General features: G+C 59.5%; 17 protein-coding genes. 12 read left to right on the forward strand and 5 right to left on the reverse strand.

What is annotated here, in order from left to right:
• Positions 1-152: 152 nt before the first annotated feature.
• Genes moaE through moaC form a run of 3 tightly spaced genes read right to left on the reverse strand, consistent with a single transcriptional unit; the run spans position 153 to position 1,321 of the window.
• Complete coding sequence (moaE, locus tag ASD95_RS17675) at positions 153-605, reverse strand: molybdopterin synthase catalytic subunit MoaE (protein WP_046041968.1); 453 nt, start codon at positions 603-605, stop codon at positions 153-155.
• Positions 606-608: 3 nt separating this feature from the next.
• Positions 609-851 carry a molybdopterin converting factor subunit 1 gene (gene moaD / locus ASD95_RS17680; RefSeq protein WP_056726184.1) on the reverse strand — a complete coding sequence of 81 codons (243 nt, stop codon included), beginning with the start codon at positions 849-851 and terminating at the stop codon, positions 609-611.
• Positions 848-1,321 carry a cyclic pyranopterin monophosphate synthase MoaC gene (gene moaC / locus ASD95_RS17685; RefSeq protein WP_056726185.1) on the reverse strand — a complete coding sequence of 158 codons (474 nt, stop codon included), beginning with the start codon at positions 1,319-1,321 and terminating at the stop codon, positions 848-850. Before moaC ends, moaD begins: the two co-directional genes overlap by 4 nt.
• A 612-nt stretch (positions 1,322-1,933) precedes the next feature.
• On the opposite strand from moaC, the gene ASD95_RS17690 reads away from it, so the two are divergent.
• Positions 1,934-2,377 carry an HIT family protein gene (locus ASD95_RS17690; RefSeq protein WP_056726186.1) on the forward strand — a complete coding sequence of 148 codons (444 nt, stop codon included), beginning with the start codon at positions 1,934-1,936 and terminating at the stop codon, positions 2,375-2,377.
• 132 nt (positions 2,378-2,509) lie between these two features.
• Here the strand turns inward: ASD95_RS17690 and ASD95_RS17695 are convergent, their stop codons facing one another.
• Positions 2,510-3,904 carry a PhoH family protein gene (locus ASD95_RS17695; RefSeq protein WP_008050144.1) on the reverse strand — a complete coding sequence of 465 codons (1,395 nt, stop codon included), beginning with the start codon at positions 3,902-3,904 and terminating at the stop codon, positions 2,510-2,512.
• Positions 3,905-4,240: 336 nt separating this feature from the next.
• Complete coding sequence (locus tag ASD95_RS17700) at positions 4,241-5,365, reverse strand: polysaccharide deacetylase family protein (RefSeq protein ID WP_056726187.1); 1,125 nt, start codon at positions 5,363-5,365, stop codon at positions 4,241-4,243.
• 244 nt (positions 5,366-5,609) lie between these two features.
• On the opposite strand from ASD95_RS17700, the gene yaaA reads away from it, so the two are divergent.
• The 11 genes from yaaA (at position 5,610) to ASD95_RS17755 (ending at position 21,576) form a co-directional block, all read left to right on the forward strand.
• Entirely contained in the window at positions 5,610-6,389 is a 780-nt protein-coding gene (gene yaaA, locus ASD95_RS17705) for a peroxide stress protein YaaA (protein ID WP_056726188.1), read from the forward strand.
• A gap of 827 nt (positions 6,390-7,216) precedes the next feature.
• The gene (locus tag ASD95_RS17710) at positions 7,217-8,533 is read left to right on the forward strand and encodes a nucleotide sugar dehydrogenase (RefSeq protein WP_046041959.1); all 1,317 of its coding nucleotides are present in this window, start codon (positions 7,217-7,219) and stop codon (positions 8,531-8,533) included.
• 200 nt (positions 8,534-8,733) lie between these two features.
• Positions 8,734-10,215: a mannuronan synthase gene (alg8, locus tag ASD95_RS17715; protein WP_409078410.1), complete on the forward strand. Its 1,482-nt coding sequence runs from the start codon at positions 8,734-8,736 to the stop codon at positions 10,213-10,215.
• 36 nt (positions 10,216-10,251) lie between these two features.
• A complete protein-coding gene (locus ASD95_RS17720) occupies positions 10,252-11,421 on the forward strand; it encodes an alginate biosynthesis protein Alg44 (RefSeq protein ID WP_056726190.1) in 1,170 nt (389 codons plus the stop codon).
• A 15-nt stretch (positions 11,422-11,436) separates the two neighbouring features.
• A complete protein-coding gene (algK, locus tag ASD95_RS17725; RefSeq protein WP_082562986.1) occupies positions 11,437-12,936 on the forward strand; it encodes an alginate biosynthesis TPR repeat lipoprotein AlgK in 1,500 nt (499 codons plus the stop codon).
• Positions 12,933-14,417 carry an alginate export family protein gene (locus tag ASD95_RS17730; protein WP_056726192.1) on the forward strand — a complete coding sequence of 495 codons (1,485 nt, stop codon included), beginning with the start codon at positions 12,933-12,935 and terminating at the stop codon, positions 14,415-14,417. Before algK ends, ASD95_RS17730 begins: the two co-directional genes overlap by 4 nt.
• Positions 14,418-14,443: 26 nt before the next feature.
• On the forward strand, positions 14,444-16,033 hold the full coding sequence (algG, locus tag ASD95_RS17735) for a mannuronan 5-epimerase AlgG (protein ID WP_056726193.1): 1,590 nt from the start codon (positions 14,444-14,446) through the stop codon (positions 16,031-16,033).
• A 10-nt stretch (positions 16,034-16,043) separates the two neighbouring features.
• On the forward strand, positions 16,044-17,495 hold the full coding sequence (locus tag ASD95_RS17740; protein WP_056726194.1) for an alginate O-acetyltransferase: 1,452 nt from the start codon (positions 16,044-16,046) through the stop codon (positions 17,493-17,495).
• A gap of 8 nt (positions 17,496-17,503) precedes the next feature.
• On the forward strand, positions 17,504-18,628 hold the full coding sequence (locus tag ASD95_RS17745; RefSeq protein WP_056726195.1) for a mannuronate-specific alginate lyase: 1,125 nt from the start codon (positions 17,504-17,506) through the stop codon (positions 18,626-18,628).
• Positions 18,629-18,823: 195 nt separating this feature from the next.
• The gene (locus tag ASD95_RS17750; protein WP_056726196.1) at positions 18,824-20,389 is read left to right on the forward strand and encodes an MBOAT family O-acyltransferase; all 1,566 of its coding nucleotides are present in this window, start codon (positions 18,824-18,826) and stop codon (positions 20,387-20,389) included.
• A gap of 11 nt (positions 20,390-20,400) precedes the next feature.
• Positions 20,401-21,576 carry an alginate O-acetyltransferase gene (locus tag ASD95_RS17755; protein WP_056726197.1) on the forward strand — a complete coding sequence of 392 codons (1,176 nt, stop codon included), beginning with the start codon at positions 20,401-20,403 and terminating at the stop codon, positions 21,574-21,576.
• The last annotated feature ends 10 nt before the right edge of the window (positions 21,577-21,586 follow it).

Raw genomic sequence — 21,586 nt, forward strand, 5'->3', positions numbered from 1 at the left:
ATTGGGTGAGTCAGATGGCCCCTTCGTCGGAACGCCGACCGGACCAAGCCCGCTCCCACAGGGTTCTGTGTCGTACACAAAATTTGTGTTCAACCAGATCCACTGTGGGAGCGAGCTTGCTCGCGATGGCTGACTAGAGAACGCCGCAGAAATTACTGCTTCCAGCGATCCGCCGCCGCATGATCACTGTCACGCCCCTCGACCCAACGCGGCCCGTCACTGGTGATTTCTTTCTTCCAGAACGGCGCACGGGTTTTCAGGTAGTCCATGACAAAGGCGCAGGCGTCGAATGCCGCCTGACGATGGGCGCTGGCCGCGCCAACGAAGACAATCGGCTCGCCCGGCTCCAGGGCGCCGATGCGGTGCAGCACTTCCAGCTTGAGCAACGGCCATCGCTGCTCGGCCTCGATGGCGATCTTTCCGAGGGCCTTTTCAGTCATGCCCGGATAGTGTTCGAGGAACATCCCGGCCACATCGAGGCCGTCATTGAAGTCGCGTACGTAGCCGACAAAACTCACCACCGCACCCACGCCGACATTGGCATCGTGCATGGCATTGACTTCGGCACCCGGGTCGAACGCGGTGGACTGCACGCGAATCGCCATGGCTCAGCCTCCGGTCACAGTCGGAAAGAACGCCACTTCATCGCCCTCACTGATCGGCTCGTCGAGCTGGCACAGGTCTTCGTTGCGGGCGCACATCAGGTTTTGCTCGCTCAACACCTCGGCACCATCACGTTGGGCCAACAGCGCGCGGACGTCGTCGACGGTGGCGAAGTTGCCTTCCACTTTCACCGAGTCCAGACCCAACGCTTCACGATAACGGGCGAAAAACTTCACGGTAACGTTCATGACTGCTCCGCCTGGAAATGTCCGCTCTTGCCGCCGACCTTCTCCAGTAGACGCACGCTTTCGATGGTCATGCCACGGTCCACGGCCTTGCACATGTCGTAGATCGTCAGCGCGGCGACGCTGGCGGCGGTCAGGGCCTCCATTTCAACGCCGGTCTGCCCGGACAGCTTGCAGCGCGCCACTATACGCACCGAATCGTCGCCTTCGGCACTGAGCTCGACCTTGACGCCGGTGAGCATCAGCGGATGGCACAGGGGAATCAGATCACTGGTTTTCTTCGCCGCCTGAATGCCGGCAATGCGCGCCACGGCAAACACATCACCCTTGGGGTGGCCGCCGCTGACGATCATCTGCAGGGTTTCGGGCAGCATGCGCACCAGCGCTTGAGCGGTCGCCTCACGGAACGTCACGGCTTTTTCAGTGACGTCGACCATGTTGGCGCGACCTTGGGAATCGAGATGAGTCAGCACGGGATTACTCCTGATCAGGAGCGTCGATTGTAAACCTGCGGGTCAATTTTTCGCACGCTTGATTATCGGCACACCACAAACCAATGTGGGAGCGAGCTTGCTCCGGGCGGCGTTCCGACGATAGTGGCCTGTCATTAACCCGAGATGTCGACTGACACACCGTCATCGCGAGCAAGCTCGCTCCCACAGGTTCTTCATACACACGGACTCGGTGGACAGTTTCAGATGCGATTCCTTATTAAGTTTTAAAAACACAAATTAAAGTCATACCAAACAACAGAAAGAAATGTAACAAAAGCCTACTGAAAATTCGCTTTTCCTGACATCACTGATCAATTTTAATGGGTGCGCCAGCCGATAAGTTACTGATTATTTTATAACAAATTTCGACGTGAGAATTTTCCGTAAGTACGCACTCATGGCCGCCATGAAACTTCCTACAACTAAATATTAGACCGATTTGTTAATTCGAGAAAAAATGACCAGCAAAGCTAACGATCTTAAAAATTTCAGCACTGAGGTATCGCATTAGGTTTTTTCTACTGACCTCCGGCAGCAGCTCAACGGGGCAGGTCCTACACTTCAACCATGGTGGCACACGGGAGGCCAGTCATGTCAGCGCGGACAATTCACTCAGGAAAACACATCGTAATCTCTCACTGCCGGGACTGCGACATCCCTGGCTACATGATTATTTCTCTTAAGCGGGACATATCAAGACTCGCAGAACTAAATCCGGCTGAAAGTGCTGAACTGATGAAAGGCTTGGCATTTACGGAGCGAGCTTTAAATACTCTATTTTCTCCTGAGAAAATATACATAATGCGTATTTCCGAGCTCAATCATGAGCTACATTTTCATGTTTTCCCCAGGTATGCCTCCGTGACCCAGTTATATTTGGCGGAACACAATGAACGTATTATTGATGGCCCCTTCTTTTTCAGCTGGATGCGAAAAAAGTTTAGTAGCTCACAGCCTGAGCCGACCCAAGAGGTATTGAACGCTCAATCAATTCTTACGGAAACCCTCAAGGGCTATTTTTCGCAATCTCTGTAAACAAGACTGCTTTCGGCCCCAGGCTTTGCAGAAACACATTCATCGGTATTGGGTCTGCCCTGAGGCACGGGCCTTTACGTGGCGTACAAAAAAACCGGGCGACCTCGCGGCCGCCCGGTTTCGATGAAGCGATTACAAATGCGATTCGGCGTATTCGGCCAGGATCGAGCGTGGTACCCCTTGCAGGGTGATGTGCACCCCGTTCGGGAAGTCCTTGAAGCGTTCAGTGAGATAGGTCAGCCCGGAGCTGGTCGCGGACAGGTATGGGGTGTCGATCTGCGCCAGGTTGCCCAGGCACACCACTTTGGAACCGGCACCGGCACGGGTGATGATGGTTTTCATCTGGTGCGGCGTGAGGTTCTGGCATTCGTCGATCAGGATCAGGCTCTGCTGGAAGCTGCGGCCCCGGATGTAGTTGAGGGATTTGAACTGCAACGGCACTTTGCTGAGGATGTAGTCAACGCTGCCATGGGTGCTTTCGTCATCCATGTGCAAGGCTTCGAGGTTGTCGGTGATGGCGCCCAGCCACGGCTCCATTTTTTCCGCTTCAGTGCCGGGCAGGAAACCGATTTCCTGGTCCAGGCCCTGCACACTGCGGGTGGCGATAATGCGCCGATAACGCTTGCTGACCATGGTCTGCTCGATCGCAGCGGCCAGCGCCAGGATGGTTTTACCCGAGCCCGCGGCACCCGACAGGTTGACCAGGTGGATGTCCGGATCGAGCAAGGCGTACAGCGCCAGGCTCTGATAGATATCACGCGGCTTGAGCCCCCAGGCTTCCTGGTGCAGCAGCGGTTCCTGGTGCAGGTCGAGGATCAGCAAGCGGTCTTCTTCAATCTCCTTGATCCAGCCGACAAAGCCCTGTTCATCAATGATGAACTCGTTGATGTGCACCGCCGGCAGGTTGTCGATCAATTGCACCTGATGCCAGGTGCGGCCGTGGTCCTGACGGGTTTCGACCTTGCTCACGCGGTCCCAGAAAGAGCCGGTCATGTTGTGGTAGCCGTTGGGCAGCAAGGACACGTCGTCGACCAGTTGGTCGGTGCTGTAGTCCTCGGCCGCGATCCCGCAGGCGCGCGCCTTGAGGCGCATGTTGATGTCTTTGGTGACCAGAACCACGGGCTTCTTCGGGTCGCGCGCGTGCAGGTCGATCAGCTGGTTGATGATTTTGTTGTCGTTCAGATGCTCGGGCAGAATCAGGTTCGGCTCGGCATGCTTGCTCATCAGAATTGACAGCAAACCCTTGGGTCCGCTTTTGCCACGCTGGATCGGCACACCCTGCTCGACATCCTCGGGTGAGGCATCGCCCAGAGTCTTGTCGATCAGGCGGATGGCCTGGCGGCATTCGGCGGCTACGCTGTGATGCCCGCTCTTGAGCTTGTCGAGCTCTTCAAGCACGGTCATCGGGATCGCGACGTGGTGTTCTTCGAAGTTAAGCAGCGCGTTTGGATCGTGAATCAATACGTTGGTATCGAGTACATAAAGGATTGGCTGGTTGGAAGAAGAGCTACGTCCGTGATCATCCATACTCGGTCACCTTTGTGGGAGCCATTCGACGCAATACCTTGACGGTGCTGCGCCTCGAAGTGACTGCCGAATACACCTGCGGGGACTCAAGTGTTCTGCATACATGCGGGGTCTTGGAAGACGCCACCTGTGTTGCAGGTTTCGGCGGTCTGTCTTCGTAATACTCCAAAACGTGTGACAGAAAAAAGTACTTTGACGCTTTTTTGAAGTTTATTTTGCAGATTGACCAATAGCACTTGGCGGACTGCCATCACCCGTTTACAGTCGGAAGTCCACCTGCAACGAATCCCCTTCCAAAATCGCCATAAACCCAATGTTTACGGGGCTTTGTCGTTTTCAGCGAAACGCATCCTGGCAATCCTCCCAGCCGATCCCGACAGGCGCCGTTTGCGTGACCAGCCACGGCAATGCCGTTTTCACTGCATCCTGTTTCACATTGAAATTGATCACCCCGTGCCGCCACAGCAGCATCAGGGTCAGCACCCGTTGCGCACTCGGGTTGCCCTTGAGTTTGCCGGCACCGTCCTGGGCGTCGATGTCCCACAGCGCCACCTGCAGACCCTGAGTCTTGAAGAAGCCTTCAGCATCGGAACGGCGCTGGCCATCGGGCGGACGGAACAGGGGCACGTAGTTCTCCGGCAGCTTGCTCTTGACCAGTTCGGCGCTGCGGCGCACAGAGTCCTGCCAGTCCTGCCAGTGGCTGTGGGAACGGAACTCCCAGCCTTGTACGCCGATGCATTGGCTCGAGTAGGTCTCTTGCAGGTTGCTCACCGAAGCGTCGGCCAAACGCGCCTGGATGTCCTTGCCGAGGACGAAGAATGTCCCGCTCAGGTTCGACTTGCGCAGGTACTCGGCGACCCAGGCGGTGTTATCCGGCGCGGCGTTGGCGGCGCTGTCGAAGGTCAGCAGAAACAGCCGGTCATGCATCCCGTCGCCACTGCGCTCATAGTCGCCAAAATGATCGACTTCGCTGCTGCTCTGCGGAAACAGCGCGGCCTTGCGCAACTGTTCGTCCAGGTATTGGGTATGGAACACGCGGCTCGGCTCGGCCCACTTGATGTAGTAGCTGTCTGCGCCGACCTGGAACCTGGCAGCCTGCTCGCGCAAGGTGGGCATGTCTTCGACCAGGAAACAGAAGGAGGCATCCTGGTCGCAGCTCTGCTGGGCGAAGTTGTAGTTGGCCAGCAGCCGTTGCCACATGCGCTGGCGAACCCGGTTGACCGACTCCAGATTGATCGTGCGCAGGCCCAGGCGCTGGGCCAGGCCGGGTTCATCCAGCGCCTCGCTGGCCAACAGGACGCTGGAAAACATGAGGATCTCGGCTCTGGACGCCACGTCGAACAGCGTCGGATTACCGAGTTTTTCCGGCCAGGTGCTGCGATCGAGCGTCGCCACATCACCCGGTGCCGCGACGGCGCCAAAGCTCAGTAGCCAGATCGAGATGAGAAAAGCGATACGCAATGGGATGTCTCCATAACAAAACCCGCGCGGCACTATATCCCGGGAAGATCAAAAGATCGCAGCCTACGGCAGCTCCTACGCGATCCGATTCCATTTTTGAGCCAACCCGGTCCCGTAGGAGTTGTCGAGCGAAGCGAGGCTGCGATCTTGTCCCATGACACCACCGATCACCTATCACGCTCATAGCTGGAGTCAACACGAACAACCCCCTAGAATCGCCGCCACGATTAAAGGAGACGACTTCATGCTGATGGTGATTTCACCCGCCAAGACCCTCGACTATGAAACACCGCCGGCGACCCAGCGCTTCACCCAGCCGCAGTACCTGGACCACTCCCAGGAGTTGATCCTGCAATTGCGCGAGCTGACACCCGCGCAAATCAGCGAGTTGATGCACGTCTCCGACAAGATCGGCGGGCTCAACGCCGCGCGTTTCGGCAGCTGGACGCCCGCGTTCACCCCGGAAAACGCCAAGCAGGCGTTGCTGGCCTTCAAGGGCGATGTGTACACCGGCATGAATGCGCAAACCCTCAGCGAAGCCGATTTCGACTACGCCCAAAAACACCTGCGCATGCTCTCGGGCCTCTATGGCCTGCTGCGCCCGCTGGACCTGATGCAACCCTATCGACTGGAAATGGGCACCAGGCTGGCCAACGCCCGAGGCAAGGATCTGTATGCCTTCTGGGGCTCGCGCATCAGCGAATGGCTGAACGAAGCCCTGGTCGATCAGGGCGATGACGTGCTGCTCAACCTGGCGTCCAACGAGTACTTCTCGGCGGTCAAGCGCAACGCCTTGAACGCGCGCATCATCAATACCGAATTCAAGGACCTGAAGAACGGCCAGTACAAGATCATCAGCTTCTACGCGAAAAAGGCCCGCGGCTTGATGAGCCGCTTCGTCATCGAAGAACGCATCAATGACCCGGCCACCCTCAAGCAATTCGACGTTCAAGGCTATCGCTACAGCGCCGAACAGTCCAAGCCGGACAATCTGGTGTTTCTGCGCGATCACGCACCAGAGTGATGCATCCGGTCGGCGCACGACCTTCACACCCGCTCGTGCGCCGACCCTCGACTCACTTCAGCCTTCCCCGCCTTTTCGCCATTTTCATGGCGCCAGAAAAACACCACCCGATTTTCTAACTTTAGTTTCACTCGACTTCAATCATTTTTTTGCGTAGTGGCACTGACTTTTTTTAACAGTGGTGGCACAAAAATATCCCAGCCAATGAACCGCCTATATATAAAGGGCGAAACGGCAAGTGCTATCAATTTGAGAGCAGTGCCATCTTTCACAATATTTCAAGAAATTTCAGATTTCGCGATGAGCGGACTGGAACTATGTCCAAACGCGCCGCTCATACCACCGGTAACGATTCTCGCCGAGCGTGTACGAGATAACTTACGCAGATAAGCGATTCATGTTGCGAAGTTGAAACACTAACTTGCGCTGACTAATCACTGATTTGGACAACAGCAATCGGACAGGAGATAACGCGGTATGACTATCCCCTACAAGGCCACGACAGCGCCCCATATAAACGTGCTCACCCGAGCACCCAACCGCTTGATCCACGGGCTTTCGGCCTGACATCAAGCGTACAAGGCCGTTGCACCCGCATCCTTCCGACAGGAGGATCGGCTGCATAACAGGGCAAATCATAACAACAAGGCCTAGTTGCGCACACTTTGAGTGCACTTATTTAGACACTCGTAACTTATATGCCAGCACAGGGCATTGTCGTGCCTGTAAGGCACACTTGCGAGTGCACTAAAACACGCTGAACACCATTAACTCCGGCCATCTAATGGCTTGATGTATACAGGCTTGATAACAGAGAGGTAATTGCGATGCGCATCAGCATTTTTGGTTTGGGTTACGTCGGCGCAGTATGTGCCGGTTGCCTGTCTGCACGGGGCCATGACGTCGTTGGCGTCGATGTGGCCAAAGACAAGATCGATATGATCAATGCCGGCAAATCGCCGATCGTTGAACCGGGCCTGGGTGAACTTCTGGCCCAAGGCATCCAGACAGGTCGTCTGCGTGGCACCACCAACTTCGCCGAGGCGATTCGCGACACCGACCTGTCGATGATCTGCGTGGGCACGCCGAGCAAGAAGAACGGCGACCTGGAACTGAACTACATCGAGGCCGTATGCCGCGAAATCGGTTTTGTCCTGCGCGACAAGACCACCCGCCACACCATCGTCGTGCGCAGCACCGTGCTGCCGGGCACCGTGGCCAACGTGGTCATCCCGATTCTCGAAGACTGCTCCGGCAAGAAGGCCGGTGTTGATTTCGGCGTGGCCGTGAACCCTGAGTTCCTGCGCGAAAGCACCGCCATCGCCGACTACGACCAGCCGCCAATGACCGTCATCGGCGAATTCGACAAGGCGTCCGGCGACGTCCTGCAATCGCTGTACGAAGAGCTCGACGCACCGATCATCCGCAAGGACATCGCGGTCGCCGAGATGATCAAGTACACCTGCAACGTGTGGCACGCCACCAAGGTCACCTTCGCCAACGAAATCGGCAACATCGCCAAGGCGGTCGGCGTCGACGGTCGCGAAGTGATGGACGTGGTCTGCCAGGACAAGACCCTCAACCTGTCCCAGTACTACATGCGCCCAGGTTTCGCCTTCGGCGGCTCGTGCCTGCCAAAAGACGTGCGTGCCCTGACCTACCGCGCCGGTTCCCTGGACGTGGAAGCGCCGTTGCTCAACTCGCTGATGCGCAGCAACGAATCCCAGGTGCAGAACGCTTTCGACATCGTTTCCAGCCACGACAAACGCAAAGTCGCCCTGCTGGGTCTGAGCTTCAAGGCCGGCACCGACGACCTGCGCGAAAGCCCGCTGGTCGACCTGGCGGAAATGCTGATCGGCAAGGGCTACGACCTGAGCATCTACGACAGCAACGTCGAGTACGCCCGCGTTCACGGTGCGAACAAGGACTACATCGAGTCGAAGATCCCTCACGTCTCGTCCTTGCTCAACTCCGACTTCGACGCGGTGATCAACAACTCCGACGTGATCATCCTCGGCAACCGTGACGAGAAATTCCGCGCCCTGGTGCAGGACGTTCCACACGGCAAGCAGGTGATCGACCTGGTGGGCTTCATGTCCAAGGCCACCAGCACCAATAGCCGGGCCGAAGGCATCTGCTGGTAACGCGGTATCTGTAGGAGCTGCCGCAGGCTGCGATCTTTTGGCGCCGGCGTGATTGCTGAAGATCAAAAGATCGCAGGCTTCGCCAGCTCCTACAGGGATTCTGGCGTCATCCAGAGCGGGTGCCGCCAGTTTTCACAGGCCTGCCTTAACCCCATCGGGCCACCCCAAAGGCTCGCCCGAGATCGAGACGGATGCAGATTATGCACAGGCTAAAGCACGGCCTACTCCAGGCCGCCGGTTGGCTGTTCTACCTGAGTTTACTGATGGGTCTCGCCATGGCGTTGCCCGTGTCCACGTTCGACTCCGAGTCGAAGGACTTCATTTTCCTGATTGGCGCCGTGGGTATCTGGCGCTACTCGATGGGTGCCACTCACTTTGTGCGCGGCATGATTTTTCTGTACATCGTCTACCCGTACCTGCGGCGCAAAGTGCGCAAGCTGGGCAAAGCGGCTGACCCGTCCCACGTGTTCCTGATGGTCACCAGTTTCCGCATCGATGCCCTGACCACCGCGCAGGTCTACAGCTCGGTGATCCGCGAAGCCATCGACTGCGGCCTGCCGACCACCGTGGTCTGCTCCATCGTGGAAATGTCCGATGAGCTGCTGGTCAAAAGCCTGTGGAACCGGATGAACCCGCCGTCCCGGGTCAAGCTCGACTTCGTGCGCATTCCCGGCACCGGCAAACGCGATGGCCTGGCCTACGGCTTCCGCGCCATCTCCCGGCACCTGCCGGATGATCGCGCCGTGGTCGCTGTCATCGATGGTGACACCGTGCTGGCCGAAGGCGTGGTGCTCAAGACCGTGCCGTGGTTCCAGCTGTTCGGCAACGTCGGTGGCCTGACCACCAACGAATTCTGCGAAGTGCGCGGCGGCTACATCATGAGCGAATGGCACAAGCTGCGTTTCGCCCAGCGCCACATCAACATGTGCTCGATGGCCTTGTCCAAGCGCGTGCTGACCATGACCGGCCGCATGTCGGTGTTCCGCGCCACCGTGGTCACCAACCCGGACTTCATCGCCGACGTGGAAAGCGACTCGCTGCAACACTGGCGCCTGGGCCGCTTCAAGTTCCTTACCGGCGATGACAAGTCGAGCTGGTTCAGCCTGATGCGCCTGGGCTACGACACGTTCTACGTGCCCGACGCGGCGATCAACACCGTTGAACACCCGCCGGAAAAGAGCTTCATCAAGGCCAGCCGCAAACTGATGTTCCGCTGGTACGGCAACAACCTGCGGCAGAACTCCCGTGCCCTGGGCCTGGGGGTCAAACGCCTTGGCGTGTTCACTTCGGTGGTGCTGTTCGACCAGCGCGTGTCGATGTGGACCTCGCTGCTGGGCCTGACCGTGGCGTTGATCGCCAGCTTCAAGTACGGCACCGCGTTCATCCTGGTGTACCTGCTGTGGATCGGCATCACCCGGTTCATCCTGACCTTGTTGCTGTCGTGCTCCGGACACCGGATCGGCCCGGCCTACCCGGCAATTCTCTATTACAACCAGATAGTCGGCGCGCTGGTGAAGATCTACGTGTTCTTCCGCCTCGACCAACAGTCCTGGACTCGCCAACCCACTTCCCTGACCCGTGATCTCGCCAGCTTTCAACGTTGGTTCAACACCTGGTCGTCTCGGACCATGACCTTCTCTGCCGGCAGCATTTTTGTCGCCGTGCTGCTGTTGATGGTCTGACCGAACTCGCCTGAATTAACTAGGAAAACGCCCCCTATGAATACCGCCGTCAACGCCAACGTAGTGCACGAATCCGAAGCCCAGCGCCAACACGCCCGAGTGAAAATCCCGGCCAAGTTGCGTTTCTTCGGCCCTGACCGGACGCCGGTCGAAGCCCGGGTGATCGACCTGTCCGCCGGTGGCCTGGCATTCAACGCCGGTCAGTTGCCGCTGAAGGTGGGTGACGTGTACAAGGCCCGCCTGCAATTCGTCATCGACAACCTCGGCCTGGCCATGGACGTCGAGTTGCAGGTCCGCTCCTTCGACCGCGAGACCGGACGCGCCGGCTGCCAGTTCCAGAACCTGGAACCACGGGACATCTCGACCCTGCGCCACCTGATCACTTCGCACCTGGCGGGCGACATCGTCAGCGTAGGTGAAATGCTGGCGACCCTGCAGCGCGACAACTTCACCAAGGCACGCAAGACGAAGGACGGCGGCCACGGCATGTCCGCGTTCGGCCGCCTGAAAGCCGTGACCTTCAGCCTGGGGATCTTCGTTGTCGGCGTGGCTGCATTCGGCTTTGTCTTCAAGTCGGTGTACGGCATGTACTTCGTCAGCCATGCCCAGGCCGGCCTGGTCAGCGTGCCGGGCGTGAACATCACCATGCCCCGCGACGGCACCGTGCAGAGTCTGGTGAAAGCCGACGGCGTGGCCGCCAAGGGCGCACCGCTGGCAACCTTCAGCACCAGCATGCTCGACGTGCTCAAGGGCCATCTGGACGAAGACCAACTGCAACCGGCCAAGGTTGAAGAACTGTTCGGCAAGCAGATGACCGGCACCCTGACCTCGCCTTGCGACTGCACCGTGGCCCAGCAAATGGTCGCCAACGGTCAGTACGCCAGCAAGGGCGACGTGATCTTCCAACTGGTCCCGCGGGGCGGCGAAGCCAATGTTGAAGCGCGCTTCTCCTATCGCCAGTTCGGCGACGTGCGCCCGGGTACTTCGGTACGCTTCCAGATCGCCGGCGAGGACAAGAGCCGCACCGGCAAGATCGTCAGCAGCACCAGCCTGAAAAGCGCCGATCTGTCTTCGGACATCCGCGTGCTGATCCAGCCGGACGAAACCCTGGACAGCTCCCTCGCCGGCCGCCCGGTGGAAGTGAACAGCGACCGTGGCCCGAACCTGAACTGGCTGATCGACAAAGCCATGGCTGTCGGTCTTTAAGTCGAGGACATGCCTGTGACTACTCCAACCCTCAACACGCCGCCGACCCTGTGGGAGCGAGCTTGCTCGCGATGGGATCGACGCGGTCTGTCTGATGCACCGAGTCGCCTGCTTCGCGAGCAAGCCCGCTCCCACATGGGCTCTCTGTGTGCCGTTGCATTGGCGGTGAGCCTCGCCGGTTGCGCCGGCCTGCCCGACCAGCGCCTGGCCAACGAAGCGCTAAAGCGCGGTGACACCACCACTGCCGCGGCGAACTACCGGCAACTGGCAGACCTGGGCTACAGCGAAGCCCAGGTCGGCCTGGCCGATATCCAGGTCGACAGCCGTGACCCGGCGCAGATGAAACAGGCCGAGGCGACTTACCGCGCCGCAGCCAGCGTTTCGCCGCGCGCCCAGGCACGCCTCGGTCGTCTGCTGGTGGCCAAGCCCGGTTCCACCGAAGCGGAACAACACGAAGCCGAAACCCTGTTGAAAAAAGCCGCTGCGGCAGGCGAAGGCAATACGCTGATCCCGTTGGCGATGCTGTACCTGCAATACCCGCACAGCTTTCCCAACGTGAACGCCCAGCAGCAGATCAGCCAATGGCGTGCCGAGAACAAACCGGAAGCGGGTCTGGCGCAAGTGCTGCTCTATCGCACCCAGGGTACCTACGACCAGCATCTGGATGACGTGGAAAAAATCTGCAAGGCCGCGCTCAACATCAGCGATATCTGCTACGTCGAACTGGCCACGGTCTATCAGAAACAGGCCAAGCCAGAGCAACAGGCCGAGCTGATCAAGCAGATGCAAGCGGCTCATGCCCAAGGCACCGTTTCGGCGCAGCGCGTCGACAGCGTCGCCCGCGTGCTCGCCGATGCCTCCCTGGGCAAGACCGACGAGAAAACCGCGCAGTCGCTGCTCGAACCGATCGCACCGGGCTACCCGGCATCGTGGGTCAGCCTCGCGCAATTGCTCTACGACTTCCCGGAACTGGGCGACGTCGACCAGATGATGAAGTACCTGGACAACGGCCGCGCCGCCGACCAGCCTCGCGCCGAACTGTTGCTGGGCAAGCTCTACTTCGAAGGCAAACTGGTGCCGGCCGACGCCAAGGTCGCCGAAGCGCATTTCCAGAAAGCCGTCGGCCGTGAAGTCGCTGCCGATTACTACCTCGGCCAGATCTATCGCCGTGGCTACCTGGGCAAGGTCTACCCGCAGAAGGCTCTCGACCATTTGTTGACCGCTGCGCGCAACGGCCAGAACAGCGCCGACTTCGCCATTGCCCAATTGTTTTCCCAAGGCAAGGGCACCAAGCCTGATCCGCTGAACGCCTACGTCTTCAGCCAACTGGCCCTGGCCCAGAACACTCCGCAAGCCACCGAGCTTGCGCAAACAATCCAAACGCAATTGCCGCCCGACCGGTTGGCCGAAGCCCAACGCCTGTTGAAACAAGAACAGGCCGTGCGCGGTGCCCTGAGCCCGAACACGCCGGAAATGCATGCCCTGCAAGAAGAAGATGGCGAGGAATCCCAATGAAGTTGAATCCATTCATGAAGGCCGGTATTGGCCTGACATTCGCGCTGATCTGGTCTTGCCCGACGCTTGCTGCGATGACTGAAGAAACCAAGAACTTCGGCCTGGACGTGAAAATCACCGGCCAGTCCGAAGATGACCGCGACCTCGGCACCGCTCCCGGCGGCGACGTCAATGGCGTCGGCCTCGACCTGCGTCCGTGGGTCTACGGCGAAAGCGGCGCGTGGAGCGCCTACGCCATGGGTCAGGCGGTGACGTCCACTGACATCATCGAGACCGACACCCTGCAACAATCCGATGGCGCCGAGAACACCGACAACGGTGATCGCGAGACCAAGAAAAACTACCTGGCCATGCGTGAGTTCTGGGTCGGCTACAGCGGCTTCACGCCCTACCCCGGCGAGATCCTGAAGTTCGGTCGCCAGCGCCTGCGCAATGACGACGGCCAATGGCGCGACACCAACATCGAAGCCCTGAACTGGACCTTCGACACGACCCTGCTGCGCGCCAACGTCGGTATCGCCGAACGCTTCAGCGAGTACCGCACCGACCTCAAGGAATTGTCGCCACAAGACAAGGATCGCCTGCACGCCTACGCCGATGCCGCGTACCAGTGGACACCGGGCAACTGGGTCGGCATTCGCGGTCATCACACCCATGACAACGGCAAGCTCGATTACCCGGAGCCGGGTGTACCGACCGATTCGCTGGACAAGAAACAGAACGGTGACATCAGCTGGCTCGGCCTGACCGCCGACAGCGACGCCTACAACTGGCGCAACACCAACACCGTCAATTACTGGGGCAGCATCACCGGCATGAGCGGCGACATCGACAAGGTCAACCCGCTGAACGCCGACGGCACGCCGCCAACTGAAGCCAAGCGCGGTGAAGACCTCAACGGCTGGGCCACCGATGTCGGCGTGCGTTTGCGCCTCGATCCGCAATGGCAAGTCGGTGCCGCCTATGCCCGCGCCAGCGCCGACTACGAACAGAACGGTCTGGAAAGTAACCGCTCGAACTACACCGGCACCCGCTCGCGCGTGCACCGTTTCGGCGAGGCCTTCCGTGGCGAAATGAACAACATGCAGAGCGCCACCCTGTTCGGTTCGTGGATGCTCAACGACGAATACGACGCCAGCCTGATCTACCACAAGTTCTGGCGTGTCGACGGCAACAAGCCGGTCGGCAGCAATGGCATCAACGCCGTCGAGAACAACACCGACGATGTGACCGGCGCGATCCTCTCCAGTACTTCGCTGCCACTGAACGATGGCGAGAAAGACCTCGGTCAGGAAATGGATCTGGTGGTCACCAAGTACTTCAAGCAAGGCTTGTTGCCGGCGTCGATGAGTCAGGCGATCGATGAGCCTTCGGCCCTGGTGCGCTTCCGTGGCGGCGTGTTCAAGCCAGGCGATGCGTACGGCAAGGAAGTCGATTCGTACATGCACCGTGCGTTCATCGACGTGATCTGGCGCTTCTGATGCAAACCGCGAAGGGAGTCTCCCAGATGAATCATCCAGCCCGAAAAGGCTCGATCAGCCTGTTGGCCGGCGCGATGCTGCTGGCCAGTGCGACTGGCTTCGCCAATGTGGCGCCGGCCAATGTGGAACCGGCCAAGCCGGTAACCACGGCCAAGGAACTGCAACAGGCCAAGACCTACACCGTCAGCAGCGCACCGACCGCGCCGCTGGAACTGGCCAAGCCGAAACTGCCGGACGTTTCCGGCTACACAGCCGAAGCCATCGCCGCGAAGATCATGCGCAGCAAACCGGGCAAGATCAGCCTGCGCCGGATGATGCAGGAAGACGCCCTGAAGGACTTCATCGGTGGCGACAACAAGATGGCCGAGTGGGTGGTGCGTCAGCACGGCATTCCCCAGGCGATCTTCGTCGACGATGGCTACATGAACCTCAAGGACCTGGCGAAAAAGGTCCCCAAGCAGTACTTCAGTGAAACCTCGCCGGGTGTGTACCTGGCGAAGTTGCCGATCGTGGTCGGTCGTCACGGCATCCTGGAAATCGACAAGCAGACCCAGGAACTGCGCCTGTCCCAGGAGGCCGGTGCGTTCCTGGTCAACGACGGCCAGTTGTTCGTGCGCGACACCAAAATCACCGGCTGGCGCGAGAAGGACAACGGCCCGGCGACGTTCACTTCGCCGAAGGAGTTCCGTCCGTTCCTGCTGTCCTGGGGTGGTACCGAGACCTACATCGCCAACAGCAAGATCGCCAGTTTCGGCTATGCCAACAGTAAGTCCTACGGCGTGAGTATTTCCCAGTACACGCCGAACATGGCCAAGGTGCTCAAGCGCCCTGAGCCGACCGGCTGGATCGTCGGCTCCGAGTTCTCGGACATGTGGTACGGCTTCTACTGCTATGAGACTCGCGACTTCGTGGTCAAGGGCAACACCTACAAAGACAACATCGTCTACGGCATCGATCCGCACGACCGTTCCCACGGTCTGATCATTGCCGACAACACGGTGTACGGGACCAAGAAGAAGCACGGGATCATTATTTCCCGTGAGGTCAACGACAGCTTCATCTTCAACAATCGCAGCTATGACAACAAGCTGTCGGGCCTGGTGATCGACCGTAACAGCGTCAACAACCTGATTGCCCACAATGAGATCTACCAGAACCACACCGACGGCATCACCCTCTACGAGAGTGCCGACAACCTGCTGTGGGGCAACAAAGTCGTCAGCAACCGCCGCCACGGCATCCGCATTCGTAACAGCGTGAACATTCGCCTGTACGAAAACGTCTCCATGGCCAACGGCCTGACCGGTGTCTACGGGCACATCAAGGACCTGAGCAACACCGACCGTGACATCAAGCTCGACCCGTTCGACGCCCAGGTGTCGCTGATCGTGGTCGGCGGTGAGCTGGCGGCAAACGGCAGCGGACCGTTGTCCATCGACTCGCCGCTGAGTGTCGAGTTGTATCGCGTGTCCATGCTCGCACCGACCAAATCCAGCGGCATCAGCTTCACCGGCATTCTTGGCGAGCGCCAGGATGAAATTCTCGACCTGCTGGTGCGCCAGCAGAAAGCCGTGCTGATCGACCCCGTCGAACGCCAGACCGAAATGCGGGACTGAGGATAATCTTATGCACCCACACTTGATCAAACTACTCAGCCTTTCGGCCCTGACCGCCGGCATTCTCGCGGCCAGCGGCGGCGCGCGTGCCGATGAAGTCCAGGCTCCAAAATTCACTGCCGAACCGTGCTGCAGCCTGTGCCCGGCCGCCCACGACCCGAAGAACTACACCACCCGTTATCAGCAGAACTTCACCACGCTGGTGCAGGCCCAGGGTGACTGGCTGTTCCGTACGCAAGAAGACTTGCGCACCGAATTCGACACCACGCCCGCCGGCTACAAACGCATGAAACAACTGCACGATGCGTTCAAGAGCAAAGGCGTGGAACTGGTTGTCGTGTACCAGCCGACCCGTGGCCTGGTGAACCGCAACAAGCTCAACCCGGCGGAGAAGGCCAGCTTCGACTTCGACAAGGCGCTGAGAAACTACAAGTCCATGCTCGGTCGTTTCGCGCAGATGGGCTACGTCGTTCCGGACCTGTCGCCACTGACCAACGAGTCGTTGCCCGACACCCTGCCCGCACACGATTTCTACTTCCGTGGCGACCAGCACTGGACCCCGTACGGCGCCCAGCGCACGGCGAAAATCGTCGCCGAGAAGGTCAAGCAATTGCCTGAGTTCGCCGACATTCCCAAGCGCGAATTCGAGACCAAAAAATCGGGTCGCATGGGCAAGACCGGAACATTGCACAACATGGCCGGTCAACTCTGTGGCACCAGCTACGCGATCCAGTACATGGATCAGTTCACCACCGAGCCGAAGGGCGAAGCGGGCGATGGCGATCTGTTCGGCGATTCCGGCAATCCGCAAATCACCCTCGTGGGTACCTCCCACAGCGGCAAGAACTACAACTTCGCCGGTTTCCTCGAAGAGGCCATCGGCGCCGACATCCTCAACGTAGCGTTCCCCGGCGGCGGCCTGGAAGGTTCGATGCTGCAGTATCTGGGCAGCGACGAGTTCCAGAAGAACCCGCCGAAGATTCTCATCTGGGAATTCTCGCCGCTGTACCGCCTCGACCAGGAAACCATCTACCGCCAGATGATGGCGCTGCTGGACAACGGTTGCGAAGGCAAGGATGCACAGATGTCCGGCAGCGCCACGCTCAAGCCGGGCAAAAACGAGTTGATGGTCAACAGCAAGAACATGGACCTGCGCAACGGTAGCCACCAGGTCGACATTCGCTTCGCCGACACGTCGGTGAAAACCCTGCAAGCCACCCTCTGGTACATGAACGGTCGCCACGAGGACATTAAGATCGACAAACCGGAAACCTCCGACACCGACGGGCGTTTCGCCTTCGAGTTGCGCACGGACGAAGACTGGGCCTCGCAGAACCTGCTGGCCGTTGAAGTCCAGGGCCCGGAACAAGCGGGTGCCGCGCCACAGAAAGTCGAAGCGAAAATCTGCAAACGCAACGTATTCCCGGGCGCCGAACAGCGTACTGCTTCGGTCGGGCAATGAGGTCTGCTATGCGCTATCCGAAATTTTCAACTCTGTTGGCACCGACGCTCTTGAGCCTGGCGATGTTCGCCGGGGCCACGCAAGCGGCTGCGCCACTGCGTCCACCCCAGGGCTATTTGGCGCCTGTGGATAAATTCAAGACGGGCGACAAGAGCGAAGGCTGCGATGCGGTGCCGACGCCGTACACCGGCTCGTTGCAATTTCGCAGCAAGTACGAAGGTTCGGACAAGGCCCGCGCGACCCTGAACGAGCAGTCGGAAAAAGCCTTCCGCGAAAGCACCGCCGACATCACCAAGATCGAGCGCGGCATCAGCAAGCACGTGATGCAGTTCATGCGTGACGGTCGCCCGGAACAGCTTGACTGCATGCTGAACTGGCTGACGACCTGGGCCCAGGCCGATGCCTTGATGTCCAAGGACTTCAACCACACCGGCAAGTCGATGCGCAAATGGGCGCTGGGCAGCATGGCTTCGGCATACATCCGCCTGAAGTTTTCCGACTCCCGCCCGCTGGCCACCCATCAACAGCAAGCGCAGTTGATCGAAGCCTGGTTCAGCAAGATGGCCGACCAGGTGGTCAGCGACTGGGACAACCTGCCGCTCGACCAGACCAACAACCACTCGTACTGGGCCGCCTGGTCGGTGATGGCCACCTCCGTCGCCACCAACCGTCGCGACCTGTTCGACTGGGCAGTGAAGGAATACAAGGTCGGCGCCAACCAGGTCGACGCCGACGGCTACCTGCCCAACGAACTCAAGCGTCAGCAACGGGCCCTGGCTTACCACAACTACGCCCTGCCGCCGCTGGCGATGATCGCCAGTTTCGCTCAGGTCAACGGTGTGGACTTGCGTCAGGAAAACAATGGCGCACTCAAACGCCTGGGTGACCGGGTGCTGTCCGGGGTGAAAGACCCGGATGAGTTCGAGGAAAAGAACGGCAAGGAACAGGACATGACCGACCTGAAGGTCGACTCGAAATTTGCCTGGCTCGAACCGTTCTGTTCGCTCTACACCTGCTCGCCCGAGGTGCTGGCGAAGAAGCACAAGATGCAACCGTTCAAGTCCTTCCGCCTCGGCGGTGACCTGACCAAGGTCTACGACCCGGCCAATGAAAAGGGCAGCAAGGGTTCCTAGACCAGACACAACCCCCTGTAGGAGCTGCCGAAGGCTGCGATCTTTTGATCCTGTTTTTAAAAAATCGCAGCCTTCGGCAGCTCCTACAGGGTCGGTGTCGAAAGTAGGTTTTGTGAGTTAGCCCCCCGGATTTCCGTGGGGGGTTTGGGGGGGCCGTTGGCCCTTGACTGTTGGTTCAAACAAGGAGAGACCGGGATGGTTTTTTCATCCAACGTGTTCCTGTTTTTGTTCTTGCCGATCTTCCTCGGCTTGTACTATCTGAGCGGGCAACGCTATCGCAATTTGCTGCTGCTGATTGCCAGTTACGTGTTCTACGCCTGGTGGCGTGTGGACTTCCTCGCGCTGTTCGCCGGCGTCACCCTGTGGAACTACTGGATCGGCCTGAAAGTCGGGGCCGCCGGGGTCAGGACCAAACCGGCGCAGCGCTGGTTGCTGCTCGGCGTGGCCGTCGACCTGTGCATCCTCGGCTACTTCAAGTACGCCAACTTCGGCGTCGACAGCATCAACGCAATGATGACGTCGGTGGGCCTTGAGCCCTTCATCCTGACTCACGTGCTGCTGCCGATCGGGATCTCGTTCTATGTCTTCGAGTCCATCAGCTACATCATCGACGTCTACCGTGGCGACACCCCGGCGACCCGCAACCTGATCGACTTCGCGGCGTTCGTGGCGATTTTCCCGCACCTGATCGCCGGCCCCGTGTTGCGTTTCCGCGACCTGGCCGACCAGTTCAACAACCGCACCCACACCCTCGACAAGTTCTCCGAGGGCTGCACGCGGTTCATGCAGGGCTTCATCAAGAAAGTCTTCATCGCCGACACCCTGGCGGTGGTGGCCGACCACTGCTTCGCCCTGCAAAACCCGACCACGGGCGATGCCTGGCTCGGCGCGCTGGCGTACACCGCGCAGCTGTATTTCGACTTCTCCGGTTACAGCGACATGGCCATCGGCCTTGGCCTGATGATGGGTTTCCGTTTCATGGAGAACTTCAAGCAGCCGTATGTCAGCCAGTCGATCACCGAGTTCTGGCGCCGCTGGCACATCAGCCTGTCGACCTGGCTGCGTGACTATCTGTACATCACCCTCGGCGGTAACCGCAAAGGCACGCTGATGACCTATCGCAACCTGTTCCTGACCATGCTGCTCGGTGGTCTGTGGCACGGCGCGAACATCACCTACATCGTCTGGGGTGCATGGCACGGCATGTGGCTGGCGATCGAGAAAGCCATCGGCCTGAACACCTCGCCACGCAGCTTCAACCCGATCCGCTGGGCACTGACCTTCCTGCTGGTGGTGATGGGCTGGGTGATCTTCCGCGCGGAAAACCTGCACGTCGCCGGACGCATGTACGGCGCGATGTTCAGCTTCGGCGACTGGTCGCTGTCGGAACTCAACCAGGCCAGCCTCACCGGCCTGCAAGTGGCAACCCTGATCGTGGCCTACGTGACCCTGGCGTTCTTCGGCCTGCGGGATTTCTACACCAATCAGCCTCCGGTCAAGACCAAGCCTGCCGTGAACGTCGACACCGACGGCCCGGCCGCTGCGACACCGGGAACGATCAAGGCCGTGCCAGGGGATAACCCGGCGAGCATCCATCAGCCTGGCTACACCGTCGGCGTCGAAGCCCAGGTGCAACCGGCCTACTGGACCGCTGACTGGTCGCGCTATGTGATGCGTGCACTGGTGCTGCTGCTGTTCATCGCCTCGATTCTCAAACTCTCGGCGCAAAGCTTCTCGCCGTTCCTTTACTTCCAGTTCTGAGGGATCTGACCATGACCCGCTCATTACGCATCTTCTACATCGCGCTGTTCCTGGTGACCCTGCTGGTGCTCGGTCTGTGGTCGGTGCGCAGCTTCTTCGGCTTCAGTACCAACGCCGATGCGACGGTGCTCAACGGTCGCTGGACCAAGGCCGTGGAAACGCACTACGACGACGAGTTCCCGATCAAGCGCCTGGGTACCAACCTGTGGGCCGCGCTGGATTTCAAACTGTTCAACGAAGGTCGTCCGGGCGTGGTGCTCGGTCGCGACCAGTGGTTGTACAGCGATGAAGAATTCCACCCGGTGGTCAACGAAGAGCTGAACCTGCAAGGCAACTACGCGCTGGTCGAAGGCGTGCGCCAGACCTTGAAGGAAAAAGGCGTGCAACTGGTGATGGCCGTGGTTCCGGCCAAGGTTCGCCTGTACCCGGAACACCTCGGTGAGGTGAAACCGGCGAGCATCCACGCCAACCTCTACAAGGACTTCCACCAGCGCCTGGCCGCCGACCGGATTCCGGCCCCTGACCTGCTCGGCCCGCTGCAACAGGCCAAGCAGGATGGCCAGCAAGTGTTCCTGCGCACCGACACCCACTGGACGCCGCAAGGTGCCGAGATCGCCGCCAACCGTCTGGCCAGGACCATTGCCGACAAGTACCCGCTAAGCGGCGAGCCGCAGCGCTTCGTCACCGAACCTGCCGAGACCATCACCCACAAGGGCGACCTGCGTCTGTTCCTGCCACTGGACCCGCTGTTCGAAAACCTGATGCCTAAACAGGAGCAATTGCAGAAGCGCAATACGGTCGCGGCTGAAGATCAATCCGCCGGTGACGACGCGCTGTTCGCCAACACCGAAGTGCCGGTGGCCCTGATCGGCACCAGCTACAGCGCCAACCCCAATTGGAACTTCGTCGGTGCGCTCAAGCAAGCGCTGAACAGCGACGTAGTCAATTACGCCGAAGACGGCCATGGCCCGATTCTGCCGATGCTCAGCTACCTCAAGAGCGACGCCTTCAAGAACAGCCCGCCACAGGTGCTGATCTGGGAGTTCCCTGAACGATATCTGCCTGTGAACAACGAAATCGGCGACGCCGACCCGCAGTGGGTCGCAGAGCTTAAACAAGCCGGCGCCCGCCAACAAAACGTAGCCATCAACAACAAATCCGAGACGCCCGACCGGGCGCAAAACTGAAAGAGAGGTA

The organism is Pseudomonas sp. Root71 (assembly GCF_001429045.1).
GTDB classification, from domain to species: Bacteria; Pseudomonadota; Gammaproteobacteria; order Pseudomonadales; family Pseudomonadaceae; genus Aquipseudomonas; species Aquipseudomonas monachiensis.

Bases quoted from the DNA above. Each gene is read 5' to 3' on its own strand.
- moaE (WP_046041968.1), bottom strand. From the start codon at position 605: ATGGCGATTCGCGTGCAGTCCACCGCGTTCGACCCGGGTGCCGAAGTC.
- moaD (WP_056726184.1), bottom strand. From the start codon at position 851: ATGAACGTTACCGTGAAGTTTTTCGCCCGTTATCGTGAAGCGTTGGGT.
- ASD95_RS17690 (WP_056726186.1), top strand. From the start codon at position 1,934: ATGTCAGCGCGGACAATTCACTCAGGAAAACACATCGTAATCTCTCAC.
- ASD95_RS17695 (WP_008050144.1), bottom strand. From the start codon at position 3,904: ATGGATGATCACGGACGTAGCTCTTCTTCCAACCAGCCAATCCTTTAT.
- yaaA (WP_056726188.1), top strand. From the start codon at position 5,610: ATGCTGATGGTGATTTCACCCGCCAAGACCCTCGACTATGAAACACCG.
- ASD95_RS17710 (WP_046041959.1), top strand. From the start codon at position 7,217: ATGCGCATCAGCATTTTTGGTTTGGGTTACGTCGGCGCAGTATGTGCC.
- alg8 (WP_409078410.1), top strand. From the start codon at position 8,734: ATGCACAGGCTAAAGCACGGCCTACTCCAGGCCGCCGGTTGGCTGTTC.
- ASD95_RS17720 (WP_056726190.1), top strand. From the start codon at position 10,252: ATGAATACCGCCGTCAACGCCAACGTAGTGCACGAATCCGAAGCCCAG.
- ASD95_RS17730 (WP_056726192.1), top strand. From the start codon at position 12,933: ATGAAGTTGAATCCATTCATGAAGGCCGGTATTGGCCTGACATTCGCG.
- algG (WP_056726193.1), top strand. From the start codon at position 14,444: ATGAATCATCCAGCCCGAAAAGGCTCGATCAGCCTGTTGGCCGGCGCG.
- ASD95_RS17740 (WP_056726194.1), top strand. From the start codon at position 16,044: ATGCACCCACACTTGATCAAACTACTCAGCCTTTCGGCCCTGACCGCC.
- ASD95_RS17745 (WP_056726195.1), top strand. From the start codon at position 17,504: ATGCGCTATCCGAAATTTTCAACTCTGTTGGCACCGACGCTCTTGAGC.
- ASD95_RS17750 (WP_056726196.1), top strand. From the start codon at position 18,824: ATGGTTTTTTCATCCAACGTGTTCCTGTTTTTGTTCTTGCCGATCTTC.
- ASD95_RS17755 (WP_056726197.1), top strand. From the start codon at position 20,401: ATGACCCGCTCATTACGCATCTTCTACATCGCGCTGTTCCTGGTGACC.